We start from the raw sequence: 15,193 nt of genomic DNA, 5'->3' as shown, positions 1-15,193 counted from the left end.
CCAGGGGAGAATGACCGGGGAATCCGGGTGAAGAAGGGGCGACGCCATGCTTGGGTTGGGAATTTTGCTTGGATTCCATTTTCTTGGAGTTCTGCTGCAGCACGGACTGGGCTTGCCTCTGCCGGCCAATGTGATAGGACTTGTGCTGTTTACCGCTTCCTTGTTTATGGGGATTGTGAAGCTGGAGTGGGTGGAGGCTTCCGCTCAATTTCTGCTTGACCATCTGCTGTTGTTTTTTGCTCCGGTTCTCGTCGGATTAATCGGCCTTTACCCGGTCATCGAGCGGAATGCGTATGCCATGGTGATCAGCCTGGTCGTCAGCACTCTGGTGTCGCTTGCCGCGGCAGGCTGGATGACGCAGGGGTTGGGCCGCAGAGGGGGAAGAAGGGGCCATGAGTAGTTTCGAATGGCTGAATCGGCCGGAATTCGGGGTTACCGTCACGGTTGCCGCATATGTAACGGCCCGCCGGCTGCATCTGAGGTGGAGCCGGCTTCATCCGCTTTTCGTCACGGCAGGGGCGCTGATCCTTTTTCTGATTGTGACGGGAATTCCCTACGAGGCCTACAAAGCCGGCGGTGATGTGATTTATTTTTTTCTTGGACCGGGAACAGTTGCCCTTGGAGTGCCTCTGTATAAGCACGCCACCCGGATTCGGCAGAGTCTGGTCCCGGTGCTTGCCGGGATTACGGTCGGAACGGTTGCTTCCATTCTGTTCTCCGCCTTGCTCGTCTGGATGCTGGGAGGAACACGCGAGCTGCTGCTCAGCATTCTCCCCAAATCCGCTTCCACTCCGATTGCGATAGAGGTGGTCCGGACGTTAGGCGGCACGCCTGAGCTAGGAGCCGTCATCACCTCCTTGACCGGCTTGCTCGGAAGCATGATCGGTCCCGAATTTTTACGGCTTTGCGGGGTTCGGAGCGATGTCGCCATCGGAACGGCCATCGGAACCGCTTCGCATGGAATCGGGACGGCCCGGCTGGTCCGGGAATCGGAGCTTCAGGCCAGTATGAGCAGCTTGGCCATGGGTATCGCCGGTATTCTGACCTCTCTTCTCCTCGGAACCTTGAGCGGATGGATCTAGGGAAATAGTTCGCGGATTTAGCAGAAACATTTCCCGGGAATGCGCAGGATGTGACATAAGCCGATAAGCGAACAGGCCTTTAAATGGCGTGAATTTTCTGACTTTCGACAGCTTTTGGCGGTTAAAGACCTCCGTTCGACAAGGCCAGCTGATTTTCCTGAGGGAAATCATCAGCTGGTTTATTTGGTGTTTTCCAGGGGAAACAAGGCGGTTAGCATTGCCTGGGGAACGTATATTCTGTAGAATGGGGAGTACATCATTCCCTTTATAGGAGTTAAAGCATGCGTAAGAAAACTTTGCCCGAACTAATCGAGGATCTGCGCTCCAATGAAAATATAATCAACTGGCACGAGATGCCTCCGCAGGAAGCCAGAACGAGGCCCATTCCGGAAAGTGTCGATCCCCGGCTTCGGAAAGCACTGGAGAAGCGCGGCATAAAGGAAGTTTATACCCACCAGCACTCGGCGTACGAAACGGTGCAGAGAGGGGAAAACATCGTCGCCGTTACTCCTACGGCCTCGGGGAAGACGCTGTGTTATAACCTGCCGGTGCTGCAGGCTATTGCCGCGGACGACTCGAGCCGAGCGCTGTATTTGTTTCCGACAAAGGCGCTTGCCCAGGACCAGAAGAGCGAGTTGAACGAGATTATCGACGAAATGGGCATTGACATCAAAAGCTATACCTATGATGGAGACACTTCCCCCGCCATCCGGCAAATCGTTCGCAAAGCCGGTCATATCGTCATAACGAATCCGGATATGCTGCATTCGGCCATTCTGCCGCATCATACCAAATGGGTCAGCCTGTTCGAGAACCTTAAATACATCGTGATCGACGAATTGCATACGTACCGGGGCGTATTCGGAAGCCATGTGGCCAATCTCATCCGGCGGCTTAAGCGGATCTGCGCCTTCTACGGCAGCCGTTCCGTGTTCATCTGTACATCGGCGACCATCGCCAACCCGAAGGAATTGGCGGAGCAGTTGACCGGCACCCCCATGCGTCTAATCGACGACAACGGGGCTCCGCGCGGCCGGAAGCATTTTGTTTTCTACAATCCTCCGGTTGTCAACAAGCCGCTGAACATCCGCCGAAGCGCCACTGTAGAGGTTAACCACCTTGCGCAGGAGTTTCTTAAGAATAAGATCCAGACCATTGTTTTTGCGAGAAGCCGGGTAAGGGTGGAGCTTATCCTTAGCCACATTCAGGAACTCGTTAAGAACGAGCTGGGGACGAAGTCCATCCGGGGATACCGCGGAGGATACCTGCCCAAGCAGAGACGGGAGATCGAGCGGGGCTTGCGCGAAGGAGAGATTCTGGGCGTTGTCAGCACGAATGCCCTGGAGCTGGGTGTTGACATCGGCCAGCTTCAGGTTTGCGTCATGACCGGCTATCCCGGCAGCATAGCGAGCACCTGGCAGCAGGCGGGACGAGCCGGACGAAGACATGGTGAAGCCCTGATCGTCATGGTGGCCTCTTCTACCCCGATCGACCAATATATTGTGCAGAACCCGGATTATTTCTTTGACCGGAGCCCGGAATCGGCGCGGATTAATCCCGAGAATCTGATTATTCTTGTCGATCATCTGAAATGTGCGGCGTACGAGCTGCCGTTCAAGGGAACAGAGGAGTTCGGCCCGCTGGACGTTACCGATATTATGGAATACCTGGTTGAGGAACGGGTGCTGCACCGGCATGACGAAACGTTCTATTGGGCGAATCAGTCTTTTCCGGCAAGTGAAATCAGCCTTCGCTCCGCTTCCCAGGAGAACGTGGTCATCGTCGACCAGTCGGACGTCGCCAACGTAAGAATCATCGGCGAGATGGATCGCTTCAGCGCCATGACCCTGCTTCATGACGAGGCCATCTATCTTCATGAGGGCGTGCAGTATCAAGTGGAGAAGCTGGACTGGGAGCATAAGAAAGCTTATGTCCGGGAAGTCGATGTCGAATATTATACGGATGCCAATCTGGCCGTCAATCTTAAGGTTCTGGAACTGGACCGGACAACGAGCCGGGAGAGAACCGCCGTGCATTTCGGAGATGTAGCGGTCAACGTCATGCCGACCATTTTCAAGAAGATCAAGCTGACGACCTTCGAAAATATCGGATCCGGTCCGATTCACCTGCCGGAAGAAGAGCTGCATACGAGTGCCGCCTGGATCGAATGGAGGGAAACGGATCCCGAGCTCGGAAAGAAGACCCTGGAGCAGCTGCTGCTCGGGATAGCCAACGTGCTGAAGCACATCGTTCCGGTTATGGCCATGTGCGACCGCAGGGATATTCACGTGGTTTCCCAGATCAAAGCGGCTCATACGGGACTGCCCACCATATTCGTCTATGACCATTATCCGGGAGGAATCGGATTGGCCGAAGATGTGTACAAACGAATTGACGAAGTCAAACAGGCGGCCAGCACCTTAATTCAAAAGTGCCCATGTAAGGATGGATGCCCATCATGTATAGGAACCGAAATAGAAGGAATCAACGGCAAACACAAAAGTATACAGCTCCTGAAGCAGCTGTAGAGCTTGGAGTCCGGCCATGAGCGGGCTCAAGGACCGGTTAAACCGGCTTAAACGGACCACGGCGGAACAGAAGCCGGCGGTAAGGACAGAGGCGTTAGGAGGAGACTGGGAGCAGCTTCAGGCCGTTATGGAGATCAACGATTGGGGTTCGTTCATCAAGCGCTCCTGCCGCTATCCGCTGACCCACAAGCACGGCAAACACCGGCTGGGGGACCTGCATGAATATGCCGATGGCTTACAGGCCTTCCATCCGGGCTTCCCGGTTCACCCGGAGTGCCTGCTGTTTCTGGATACCGAGACAACCGGGCTTGGGGTAGGAGCCGGCAATGTTCCGTTTATGCTGGGGTTGGGGTTCTACCAAGAAGAGGAGTTTGTCGTAGAGCAGCTGTTTATCCGGAACCCCGCGGAAGAGATGGCGATGCTGGCTTACGTCCAATCCATCATCGGCCGCTTCACTCACTTGGTGTCCTATAACGGCCGGACCTTCGACTGGCCGCTCGTAAAGAACCGGTACGTGCTTAACCGCATGGAGTTGGACGATTCCCTGCGGCATCTTGATTTTCTCTATCCGTCCCGAAGCCTGTGGAGGCATACGATGCCCTCCTGCCGGCTGGGTAAGGTGGAAGAGCAGCATTTGGCTTTCAACCGGACAGAGGATGTGCCGGGCTCCTTAGCCCCCACGCTTTATTTTGAGTATCTGGCCGAGCACGATCCTAAAGTGATGGAAGGAGTGTTCGTGCATAACGAGCACGACATTTTGTCGCTTGCGGGACTGGCGGTTCACTTCAGCCGGGCATTGGCCGGCGAGCTGCCCTATTTTCTTATGGTGGAGGAAGAGGTGTTCCGGCTCGGGTTATGGCTGGACAGAATGGGACAGCACGAGCATGCCTCAGAAGTGTTCGGACACCTTCTGGACCGGCCGGAGGAGGCTTCCGCCGGATATTGGGTGCAGATAGCCGCTTCTTTCAAGAAAAGAGGGGAAGAGCGGAAAGCGGTGGAGCTCTGGACAAAGGCCGCCGATTTCCAGAAAGGCCATTCGCTGCATTCGTTGGAGCCGCTGGTGGAGCTTGCCATGTTCTATGAGCATAAGAGAAAGGACTTCGGAACCGCCTTGTATTATGCCGAGGAGGCGTTGAGCCAGGCGTGGACCCGCAGCAGGCTGTCGAGGGGAACCGCCAAGCAGAGGAGTCAGCTGGAGCAGCTGAACAAGCGGGTGGACCGTCTTCGACTCAAGCGCGATAAAGCGATGGGGAAGACCTCTCCGAAGGAGCCGTCTCACCCGACTCTTTTCTAAGTCTTGGGACGTGAACGGATGAGAATACCATGATGGTTCGGTTCGGGGATGAAGGATGGTCAGGAATAAAAAGGAAGGGATGGTGGAAAACTAAGGAGATATCGATAGTGGTGGAGGAAACCCTATGCCCGAATTGCCGGAAATGGAAACCTATAGAAGGCTGCTCTCTTCGCGAATAATAGATCGTCCCCTAACAGACGTTGAAGTAGGACGGGAGAAATCCATCAATGTGCCGGTTCCGGTTTTCCGAGAAACCTTAATCGGCAATTCCATAACCGGGATCGAAAGAAGGGCCAAGCACCTTCTTTTCTATCTGTCGAGCGGGGAAAAGTTGCTCCTTCACTTGATGCTGGGGGGCTGGATGTTCTATGGAAGACCGGAGGACAAGCCGGACCGGACCGTTCAGGTGGAAGTGAGCTTCGGGGACGAGCGTCTTTATTTCATCGGGCTGCGGCTTGGCTATTTGCATCTGCATAAGGAGGCGGAGGTGGAAAGCCTGCTCGGCAAGCTGGGGCCGGAGCCGCTTTCCCCCGATTTTACCGCAGAGCGGCTCACCGGTCTTCTATCCGGCAAGAGAGGGATACTCAAGACCACCTTGGTCGACCAAAGCTTCCTGTCGGGAATCGGGAACTGTTATTCCGATGAGATTTGTTTCGAAGCGGGCCTTCTGCCGTCCCGAACCTTGCCTACCCTGACCGGGCCGGAAACGAGGCGCTTGTCTATCTCCATGCAGGCGGTGTTAAAAGAGGCGGTCGCTTACGGCGGGTACATGGAGGATCCCTTGTATAAGGGAGACCGGTTAACGGGCGGCTACAACGAACGCTGCCGCGTGTACGACCGGAAAGGAGAGCCCTGCTTGCGCTGCGGACGTCCAGTCATCCAGGTAGAGCTTGCTTCCCGGAAATGCTTTTACTGCGAAAATTGTCAACATTGAGGAGGCGAGGCCATGTATGTCGGGAGCCACATCAGCATTCGTCACGGGTATTCCGGGGCGGCCCGGACCGCCCTGTCTCTTGAGGCGAACGCCTTTCAATATTTCCCCAAAAACCCCCGCAGCCTGACCGTCAAGCAGGTCGACACCCAGGACGCGGCTGCCTGCGCGGAGCTAAGCCGGTCTAACGGGCTCGTTTCCATTTCCCATTCTCCGTATCCATCCAACTTGGCGATAGCAGAACCGGGCTTGGCGGAGGCCGTTGCCGCGTCCCTGCGCAATGATCTGGACATCACCAATGCATGCGGCTCTATCGGGGTTGTTGTTCACTTCGGCAAGTCCAAGCAAAAGGACCCACTGCAGGGCTACAAGGACATTATCGGCAGCTTAAACCGGATTCTGGAGGGCTGGGAAGGCGAGTCCTTGATTCTTCTTGAGAATCAAGCAGGTGAAGGAACGGGGATGGGCATGACCCTGCGGGAGCTGACCCAGATCCGGTCCTTGACGGAGCGCCCGGACAAGATCGGATTTTGTCTGGATACGTGCCATGCTTTCGCGGCGGGGATCTGGACAGGAGACAATTGGGAGGCTATGGCGGAGGAAGGACATGAAACGGGTTATTGGGAGCACCTCCGCGCCGTTCATCTGAACGATTCCGTCTATCCCTCGGGTTCCAGGCGGGATCGTCACGCCAACATCGGACAGGGGCAGATCGGGGTAGAGAACCTGGTCCGGCTGATCACTAGTCCCGAAATGAAGGGGATTCCGCTTATTCTGGAGACGGGAAGCGGGCCGGACGGCACCCACCGGGAGGAGATCGCCCTGGTCAAGGAGTTGGCTTCAAGGGCTGGAAAACTTTAACCTGACAGGCTACAATAAGATAATATGTGCTACCAGTCCAGGGTAAAGTGGTGAACCAAGTGATCAAGCTGACGGATATTTATTTTAAGCGGGAAGAACGAACGATAATTAAGGGCATTAACCTTCAGGTGAAGCCCGCTGAACAATGGGTCATTCTCGGACGTAACGGCTCCGGCAAGACCACCCTTCTCGAGATGATCAACGGCTATTTGTTTCCGAGCTCGGGTAAAGTCGAAGTTATGGGCAATCTGTACGGCACGGTCGATTTAAGAGAGGTCCGCAAAAAAATCGGCTACATTTCCCAATCACTCTTCGAGAAGCTAAATCTCGGCGATCCCGTTTGGGAGGTGGTGGCCACCGGAGAATACGGGTTTCTGCGCTTCTATCAGACCATTCCCCAGGAGGTCATCGACAAGGCGGAAGAGATGCTGAATTTTGTCGGATTAAGCCATGTGGCCAAGCAGCCCCTCGGCACTTTGTCGCAAGGAGAGAGGAAGAAGGTCATGCTGGCCCGGTCGTTGATGACGGAGCCCTCCATTCTGATTCTGGACGAGCCTTGTGCCGGCCTTGATCTGTACGAGCGCGAGAAGCTTCTGGAGAATATCGACCAGCTGGCCGGACGCGGCATCACGACGATCTATGTCACCCATCATGTGGAAGAGATTATGCCGTTGTACACGCATGTAGTCCTTATCGATCAAGGAGAAACGGTGGCTTCCGGACCGAAGAAGGAAGTTTTGACAGCCGAGAATTTGGGCCGGGCCTTCGGCATTACGTTATCCTTGGAATGGAATAGAGAACGCCCTTGGATCAAAGTGCTTGATAACCATTTCTAAATCGGGTATTATAAGATCATTATCTTTTTCAGAAAATTCAATTAACCCCTCAAAGCCCATGAAGAGGAAGAGTAAGCTAGTTTGCTGAACCCAGAGAGCCGGCGGCTGCTGCGAAGCCGGTGTTCCGCTTTAGCTGAAAATCACCTCCGAGGCGTAATCCGAACTCTGCTCCTCCGTGATTTATCCATGCGAGGCTCTTAGTAGGAACAACCGGACCTCCACCGTTACCGGGAGCGGCATATGATGGTATGCCGGATAAGTGCCAGCGGCCTTTTTTTAGGGCATGCTGGAAGTAGGGTGGTAACGCGAGCAGGCTCTCGTCCCTTGGGGATGAGGGCTTTTTTTGTTATTTTGAATATTAAGGATAAAGTCAGGAGTGGTTCAATTGGGGATTACACGGTAACGTACCAAAAGGTAGTGGAGGCACAGAAGCTTCTGAAAGGAATCATTCACGAGACGCCGCTGCAGGCTTCCCGAACGTTCAGCGCCATGAGCGAAAGCCAGGTGTATTTGAAGCTGGAAAATCTGCAGAAGACGGGCGCCTTCAAAATTCGAGGAGCCTTCGTTAAAGCGGCCCGCCTGTCGGCGGAAGCCCGAGCCAAAGGGCTTATCACCGCTTCGGCGGGCAATCATGCCCAAGGGGTGGCCTGCGCCGCCGCCCATTTCGGCGTCCCCTCCATTATCGTCATGCCCGAAGCCGCTCCGTCGGCGAAGGTACAGGCCACGGAAGGGTATGGATCGAAGGTCGTGCTGCACGGGGCGAATTACGATGAAGCCTACCGGCATGCGCTGCAGCTTTCCGAGGAAAAAGGAGCCTGCTTTGTGCATGCCTTCGACGACGAAGACATCATCTCCGGGCAGGGAACGGTAGGCTTGGAGATTCTTCAGTCCCTTCCGGATGTCGAGACCATTGTTGTCCCGGTCGGAGGAGGCGGCTTGATCAGTGGCATTGCGGCTGCCGTCAAAACACTTAAGCCGGAAGTGGAAATCATCGGGGTGCAGCCGGAGCAGGCTTCTTCCGGATTCCTTTCGTGGCAGGCCGGCCAGCGTATGATCGTGCCCGCTCCCCGGTCCATTGCCGACGGCTTGTGCGTGCAGACCCCCGGCCTTCTCCCCTTTGAGATGATCCGGCAGCAGGTAGATACGATGTGCACCGTTTCCGAAGCAGAATTAACGGAAGCGATGATGCTTCTGCTCGAACGATCCAAGCTTCTAGTGGAAGGAGCGGGAGCAGCTCCGTTGGCCGCGCTGCTAAGCGGTCGGCTTCCGCTTAAAGGACGGAAGACCGTACTTGTCGTCAGCGGAGGGAACGTTGACCTGGGAAGGCTGGCCGGCTTAACGGCATCACGAAACCTGGTCAGCTGAACGTGTCCTTAGCTATTAATGATGCTTACCATTAATGGCATTAAGTAAATTAAAGCTGGATTTTTGCCCGCCGTCCCCCTATAATCCATCTCAATTGGAGAGAAAAGGGGGAAATTAACATTTGATCATCGATAAACTGCCTATCCAGGAAGGGGAGCTTTTGGCGGGGAGATACCGGATCGGTGAGCGCTTAGGCGCCGGGGGAATGGGAGCCGTCTTTCTCGCGGAGGATAGGAAGCTCCCCGGAAAGAAATGGGCGGTAAAGGCTTCGGTCCGTCACTCCCATAATTTAAAAGGATTCGAGGAGGAGGCCCGGCTTCTGGCTCGTCTGGACCATCCTTTTCTGCCTAAGATTGCCGACTTCTTTCCTCCCGACAGCCACGGGTTCAGTTATCTGATCATGGATTATGTCAGCGGGGAGGATCTGCTGCAAAAGCATCAAAGGGGGAGGCTCTCGGAGCGGCAAATCATCCGTTATGCTTCCCAGCTGTGCGATCTGTTCCAGTATTTACATAATTTGGCTCCAACGCCTGTGATCTACCGGGATTTGAAGCCGTCCAATGTCATGATCGACGAGCAGGACAATGTCCGGCTGATCGATTTCGGAATCGCCCGTTGTTACTCAAGCGGACAGAGCTCGGATACGATCCAGTTGGGGACCATAGGCTTTGCCGCACCTGAGCAGTTCGAGAACAAGCAAACCGATGCCCGGACCGACCTCTACACTTTAGGAGCAATGATGTACTATCTGCTGACCGGAGCTCATCCTTACGACAAGGAAGGATGGAGCGGGGAGAGGGAAAGCCTGCTGCCGGCAGGCAGACGGCTAACCGCAGTCGTGCACCGGCTGCTGGAGAAGAATCCCCAAGACCGGTATTCTTCTGCGTTTGACCTGAAAGTGGATTTGGACCGGCTTCTGTACCAGACAGAAGCCGGAAGAGAGGGTAACGCCGGAAGCAGCGGTTCTATCCCCCGTAAGCTCATTGCGATCGGGAGCTTATACCCCGGGGCCGGCTCCACTTACATAAGCCTTGCCTTGTGCCATACGCTTCGCCAACTGAAGGTGGCCCATGCCCTGGTGGAATCGACATCCGTTCAGCCGGAGCTCTATAGTCTCCTTTACGGAGACCGGTATGCCCCTAAGGACTATAAGCCGCTTGTCACCCGGGTCGAAGAAGGAACCGAGGGAGAGCACATTCCTTGGAGGTCGGGCTTGACGGAGTGGGTTCCCCTTCATCCGGACCGCTCTCCGGCCGGCTGGTCCAAGGAAAAGCTGTACCGTCTGCTTCATGCCGTCAAAACGGATATTACGATTGTGGATCTATCCACCGGTTGGGAGCATGAGGAGGCCGTTGAGCTGTGCGATCGAGCCGATCTTGTGGTTGTAGTGGCCGGGCCTCATCCCGGCAAGCTCGGCTCTCCTTCCAGCCGTGAGCTCGCGGCAAGGCTGGCGGAACAGAGGGCGGAAGACAAAGCTCTTGTGCTTGCGGCCAACCGGGACCAGCCGTTTCCCCGCCGACGGGAATGGCTGGCTTCCCTGCCCTGGGAGCCGCTGATCCGGATCCCCGAGGAGCGGGGAGGAACGGTCTTGGAATGGCAGTGGAAGGGGGAGGGAATCCCCGAGAGCTATGGCCCTTCCGCTCCATGGCTTCCGGCCATGCGGCCCATGCTTGAGAAACTATTGCCTAAGGACCGACTGGAGAGGGAAAGCCATAAAGGAGCAGGACTGTTCAAGTGGTTGTCTGTCCGGTAGGGGAGATCCATATGGAGAGTCCTGAACACCGGGCCATATTTTTTCACAAGTTGCAGAGCCTCGCCGAAAAGGAAAATGCAGGGTTGCAGGCTTTTGATGAGTGTGTTATATTACAAACTAACTTAACAACCACAGGCGGAAGCACCGTCGTGGCCATCTTAGTTCGAGATGGTTGCGGCGGTGCTTTTTGCGTTCTGGTCAACAAGAAGGAGGGAATTCTTTAGGAAAGTTCACCTGCACAGGCAGGTAAAACTTAACGGGAGGATGATGAATGAGGAAGCTTACACTGGGACTTCTGGATGCCGATCCGGACTATATGGGATTGTTGACGTCCTATATCCGTTCCTCGGACTATGCTAAGCGTCTGGTCGTGAAGCAGTTTACGGGGAAGCAGGCGTTGGAGCAATATGTAAACAACCAGGGGAGGCTGGATCTGTTGTTCGCCGACAGCCGGTGTGCCGCAGAGCTGTCCCCTCACCCGGCTTACGGGGTACGGATTGAAGCGTGCCATCACTTGGAAGGAGAAACAACCTTAGGGCAAGCCTTGAACAAATACCAGCCGCTGAACCGGCTCCTTCCCCAGCTGATTGCTATTGGTGCCGAAAATGTGAGTCTTTCGGAAGAAGGGACCGGAACGGCGAACCGCAGCCGGACCCGAATCCTTTCCGTGTACTCGGCGGTTGGGGGAGCCGGCAAGACGACGGTTGCCTGCAACCTGGCAGCCGCCTTAGGGCTGCAGGGCCACAAAGTCTTCTACTTAAATCTGGAGGGGGTGGGGTCCGAGCTGATCTTTCAGTCAACGGGAGATGGCGGGGGGTTTGCCAAAATGCTTTACTACCTGAAAGCCCAGCCGGAGCATGCTTCCGCTAAGCTGCTAGCCTTAAAGAGCATCGATCCCGAAACGAAGGTGGAATTTCTGCCTCCCCTTTCCCACATTCCGGAAATGAAGGAGGTCCGGGAAGAAGAAACGGTCCGGCTGGTGGAGGCGATCGTGGATACCGGGGATTATGACGCAGTCGTGATGGATTTGGACTCGATCCCGGAGGATCGGGTGCAGGCGGCCTTTTCCCAGAGCGATGTCATTCTATGGCTGCTTCAGGATGACCGCAACCACTTGCACAAAGCCGCTCTGCTTTATACCGAGCTTCAGAAAGCCGCCCGTTGGAAGCCCGGCGCCTTATCCTTTATTCTCAACCGGTATACGGGACGTCTGGTGAACGATTTCAGTTCCCTTCCTTGGGAAATCAGCGGACATTTCCCTTATGTTCCGGAATGGAAGGAAGTCCGGGAGAGTAAGCAGCTTAAGGAGCAACCGATTTTTCGCGAGCAGGTTATGCAGTGGTATCTCCGTTACGGAAGAGAGGAGGCGACCCCGTCTTGAACGAGGAGGAGCTAGTTTCCGTCATGAGGAGGAATCTGGTCGAAAGGCTGGATCGGTTCGGCTCGGTGGGAGACGACCAGCTGAAGGAATGGATAGACAGTGAAGTGCTGGAATGGGCGGGAGGAGAGCCTTTGACCGCTTCCGCCAAGAAACGAATCGCCGACCGGCTGTTTCATTCCTTCCGGGGACTCGATGTGCTCCAGCCGCTAATGGAGGACCGCAGTATTTCGGAGGTGATGATCAACCGCCACGATGAAGTCTTCATCGAACAGAACGGGAGGGTAAGCCGATCTCCCGTCCGCTTCGAAAGCGCCGAGAAGCTGGAGGATGTCATCCAGTCCATTGTGGCCAAAGTAAACCGCGTGGTGAATGATGCAAGTCCGATTGTCGATGCGCGCCTCTCGGACGGCTCCCGGGTGAACGTTGTTCTTCCGCCCATCGCCTTAAAAGGTCCAACCATGACCATAAGGAAGTTTCCGGATCGTCCGATCACGGTGGAAGAACTGATCCGGCTGGGAGCTATTCCGGAGGAGGCAGCCGAGATGCTCCGAAGGCTCGTGCAGGCTCATTACAATATTTTCATTGGCGGGGGGACCGGGTCCGGCAAGACGACTTTTCTGAATGCACTGGCCCGCTTCATTCCTGAGGATGAACGGGTGATCACCATAGAAGACTCGGCGGAGCTGCACATGGATACCATTCCGAATCTGGTTAGTCTGGAGACTCGAAATGCCAATACCGAAGGCAAAGGGGAGATCACCATCCGGGATTTAATCCGGTCCTCCTTACGAATGCGTCCGAACCGGATCATCGTCGGGGAAGTAAGGGGCGCGGAAGCGATGGATATGCTGCAGGCCATGAATACCGGGCATGACGGTTCCTTATCTACCGGACATGCTAACTCCTCCGTGGATATGATCAGCCGGCTGGAGACGATGGTGCTGAGCGGAGCGGACCTTCCCCTGCCAGTCGTCAGAAGTCAAATTGCATCGGCCCTCGATATTATCATTCATTTGTCGCGGCTGAAGGACAAATCCCGCAAAGTAACCGAGATCCAAGAAGTGGCGGGAATCCGGAACGGAGAGGTGGTGCTTCATCCCTTGTACATCTTCTCCGAAGAAGAGGGCGGGCGGCTGGTGCCGACGGGGCGCCGGCTCTTACCTACGGAGAAAGCCAAGAAAGCCGGCTTATGCACGGTGGAGAGGGACGCGGGATGAAGACAACGGCGGTTGCAGCGGTTCTAGGATTGTTAACGTGGTTAATGATGGGGCATCTGGACAAGCGAAGAAAGAACCTGGCGTTCAAACCACCGGTCTCCCGACCAAAGGGAGAAGGGGAGGAGGCGGAGCGGTATTCAACGTATACCTTGACGGGCAAAGAGAAGGGCTTCCATCTGCTTCTGGCGGGATGCCTGCTGTTCGCAGCCGGCTACTTGTTCTACAAAAGCTTCCTTATCGCAGCCATGTGCTCTTGCCTGGCCCTGCTTTATCCGAGAATCGTAGTGAAAGGAATGATTCGCAAAAGAAAGGAGCAACTGAACGGACAGTTCAAGCAGGCGTTGTACTCCTTGGCGACATCCTTATCCGCCGGAAAGTCGGTCGAGAATGCTTTCCGTGATGTTTTGCAGGATCTTATGCTGCTCTATCCGGACCCTTCGACGCCGATCTTGAAGGAATTCCGGAGGATTGCCGGTAAACTTGACCGCGGCGAGACGGTGGAGCAGGCTCTGTCGGATCTTTCGGAGCGGGCCGACCTGGACGATATCCGCAGCTTTACGGAGGTGTTCGTCATTTGCAAGCGATCCGGAGGGAACTTGATCGAGGTGATGAGACGGACCTCCAACATGATCGGAGAGAAGGTGGAGATCAAGCAGGAGATTCAGGTCCTCATTGCTCAAAAGAGATTCGAGGCGAAAGTGCTGGGTGCGGCTCCGCTCGCCATTATCGCTCTGCTGAGCTTGAGTTCCCCGGACTACATGGCCCCTTTATATGACGGAGCTTCCGGTATGGCCATCATGACCTTGTCCCTCATTCTTTTGGCGGGCTGTCTAGCGATCATTATCAAAATCATGGATATAAAGGTGTGACGAACTTGCCCGATCAGGAGGGACTTCTTTCCCCGGCAACCGGGATATGGAGAATGCTGGATCCTGTCGCTTCCTCTTTCCTAAGAAGAACCCGGCTGCCCCAGAAAGCCTCGCATTTGATGCTCAATCTCCAGCTAAAGCTGTCGGCCCTCTACGGAGCGGATATGACACCGGCCCATGCCGAGCGCTATCTCCGCAAGATGACCTCCGCCTTTCTGCTCGGTCTTACCGGAGCCGTGCTCCTTGGAGCCGCTTCCGGATCTTGGGGAGAAAGCCTCGGAGGCGGTTTGTTCGCGGCTCTGCTGGCACCGGTGCTGTTATACCGCCAGCTCGACCGGGAGATCAAGCGCAAAAAAAGAAGCATGATCATGGATCTTCCGGAATTTCTTAACAAGCTTACGCTCTTGGTTAATGCAGGGGAAACCGTTCAGAGAGCTTTGCTCCGCTGCACGGCGGCAGGAAGTAAGGAGTCGCCTCTCTATCGGGAGCTTCAGCAGATGGCCAATGAACTCACGAACAACATTTCCTTGAAGCGGGCCATGGAGGATTTCAGCAGGCGCTGTGCCGTCCAGGAGGTTTCTCAATTCACGACGACCCTTCTGCTTAACTACAAGAGGGGAGGCAAGGAGTTCGTAACGGCTTTGCGGGAGCTGTCCCGTTCCCTCTGGGAGAGGCGGAAAGCCCTAACCAAAACGATGGGGGAGGAGGCTTCCTCCAAGCTGGTTTTTCCGATGGTCGTGATCTTTCTGATCGTGACCGTCATCGTAGCCTCGCCCGCTGTTCTGCTCATGAACCATTAATTATTTTGAGAGGAATGAAGGATATGTGGAAATCGATACAAAGGAAAGCAAAGGCTTTCTGGAAGGAAGAGGACGGCCTGGGAACGCTGGAAATGCTGCTTATTCTGGCTGTTGTGGTCATCGTAGCGATCGCGTTCCGGGAGTGGATCATGAAGTGGGTGGGAGGCTTATTCAAAGGGGCCGATACGCAGATCAACCAGCAGACGACCATCGATGGCAGCTCGATCCGTCCATCTGCATCTGCCACTCCTTAAGGGCGATGAAGCGCAGATGCCG

The 15,193-nt window shown here is 55.2% G+C and carries 15 protein-coding genes and 1 other annotated feature; all 15 genes read left to right on the top strand.

Annotated features, from left to right (window positions below; all coding sequences use genetic code 11):
* Window positions 1–46: 46 nt before the first annotated feature.
* Window positions 47–400, top strand: coding sequence for a CidA/LrgA family protein (locus tag MJA45_RS15975; protein WP_315602912.1), 354 nt, complete (start codon window positions 47–49; stop codon window positions 398–400).
* Complete coding sequence (locus tag MJA45_RS15970) at window positions 393–1,082, top strand: LrgB family protein (protein ID WP_315602911.1); 690 nt, start codon at window positions 393–395, stop codon at window positions 1,080–1,082. The genes MJA45_RS15975 and MJA45_RS15970 overlap by 8 nt, the downstream gene beginning before the upstream one ends.
* Window positions 1,083–1,363: 281 nt before the next feature.
* Window positions 1,364–3,610, top strand: coding sequence for a DEAD/DEAH box helicase (locus tag MJA45_RS15965; RefSeq protein WP_315602910.1), 2,247 nt, complete (start codon window positions 1,364–1,366; stop codon window positions 3,608–3,610).
* Window positions 3,611–3,626: 16 nt separating this feature from the next.
* Window positions 3,627–4,904 (top strand): ribonuclease H-like domain-containing protein, encoded by a 1,278-nt coding sequence (locus MJA45_RS15960; RefSeq protein WP_315602909.1) that lies wholly within the window; start codon window positions 3,627–3,629, stop codon window positions 4,902–4,904.
* Between the two features lie 124 nt (window positions 4,905–5,028).
* Window positions 5,029–5,838: an Fpg/Nei family DNA glycosylase gene (locus MJA45_RS15955; RefSeq protein ID WP_315602908.1), complete on the top strand. Its 810-nt coding sequence runs from the start codon at window positions 5,029–5,031 to the stop codon at window positions 5,836–5,838.
* Window positions 5,839–5,850: 12 nt separating this feature from the next.
* Entirely contained in the window at window positions 5,851–6,696 is an 846-nt protein-coding gene (locus tag MJA45_RS15950) for a deoxyribonuclease IV (RefSeq protein ID WP_315602907.1), read from the top strand.
* A 59-nt stretch (window positions 6,697–6,755) separates the two neighbouring features.
* A complete protein-coding gene (locus MJA45_RS15945) occupies window positions 6,756–7,532 on the top strand; it encodes an ABC transporter ATP-binding protein (RefSeq protein WP_315608036.1) in 777 nt (258 codons plus the stop codon).
* A 49-nt stretch (window positions 7,533–7,581) separates the two neighbouring features.
* Window positions 7,582–7,860, top strand: a binding site (T-box leader).
* A gap of 89 nt (window positions 7,861–7,949) precedes the next feature.
* Window positions 7,950–8,897: a threonine ammonia-lyase gene (ilvA, locus tag MJA45_RS15940; RefSeq protein WP_315602906.1), complete on the top strand. Its 948-nt coding sequence runs from the start codon at window positions 7,950–7,952 to the stop codon at window positions 8,895–8,897.
* Between the two features lie 121 nt (window positions 8,898–9,018).
* Window positions 9,019–10,650 carry a serine/threonine protein kinase gene (locus MJA45_RS15935; protein ID WP_315602905.1) on the top strand — a complete coding sequence of 544 codons (1,632 nt, stop codon included), beginning with the start codon at window positions 9,019–9,021 and terminating at the stop codon, window positions 10,648–10,650.
* Window positions 10,651–10,661: 11 nt separating this feature from the next.
* A complete protein-coding gene (locus MJA45_RS15930; RefSeq protein WP_315602904.1) occupies window positions 10,662–10,874 on the top strand; it encodes a hypothetical protein in 213 nt (70 codons plus the stop codon).
* 47 nt (window positions 10,875–10,921) lie between these two features.
* Complete coding sequence (locus MJA45_RS15925) at window positions 10,922–12,031, top strand: nucleotide-binding protein (protein ID WP_315602903.1); 1,110 nt, start codon at window positions 10,922–10,924, stop codon at window positions 12,029–12,031.
* 23 nt (window positions 12,032–12,054) lie between these two features.
* Entirely contained in the window at window positions 12,055–13,248 is a 1,194-nt protein-coding gene (locus MJA45_RS15920) for a TadA family conjugal transfer-associated ATPase (protein ID WP_315608035.1), read from the top strand.
* A 29-nt stretch (window positions 13,249–13,277) separates the two neighbouring features.
* Entirely contained in the window at window positions 13,278–14,117 is an 840-nt protein-coding gene (locus tag MJA45_RS15915) for a type II secretion system F family protein (RefSeq protein WP_315602902.1), read from the top strand.
* Between the two features lie 5 nt (window positions 14,118–14,122).
* Window positions 14,123–14,917: a type II secretion system F family protein gene (locus MJA45_RS15910; protein WP_315602901.1), complete on the top strand. Its 795-nt coding sequence runs from the start codon at window positions 14,123–14,125 to the stop codon at window positions 14,915–14,917.
* Window positions 14,918–14,940: 23 nt separating this feature from the next.
* Entirely contained in the window at window positions 14,941–15,171 is a 231-nt protein-coding gene (locus tag MJA45_RS15905; RefSeq protein ID WP_315602900.1) for a Flp1 family type IVb pilin, read from the top strand.
* The last annotated feature ends 22 nt before the right edge of the window (window positions 15,172–15,193 follow it).

This window comes from Paenibacillus aurantius (assembly GCF_032268605.1).
GTDB classification, from domain to species: domain Bacteria; phylum Bacillota; class Bacilli; order Paenibacillales; family NBRC-103111; genus Paenibacillus_AO; species Paenibacillus_AO aurantius.
Note: the sequence above shows the minus strand (reverse complement) of the source record. Positions and strands in the feature narration are given on the sequence as shown.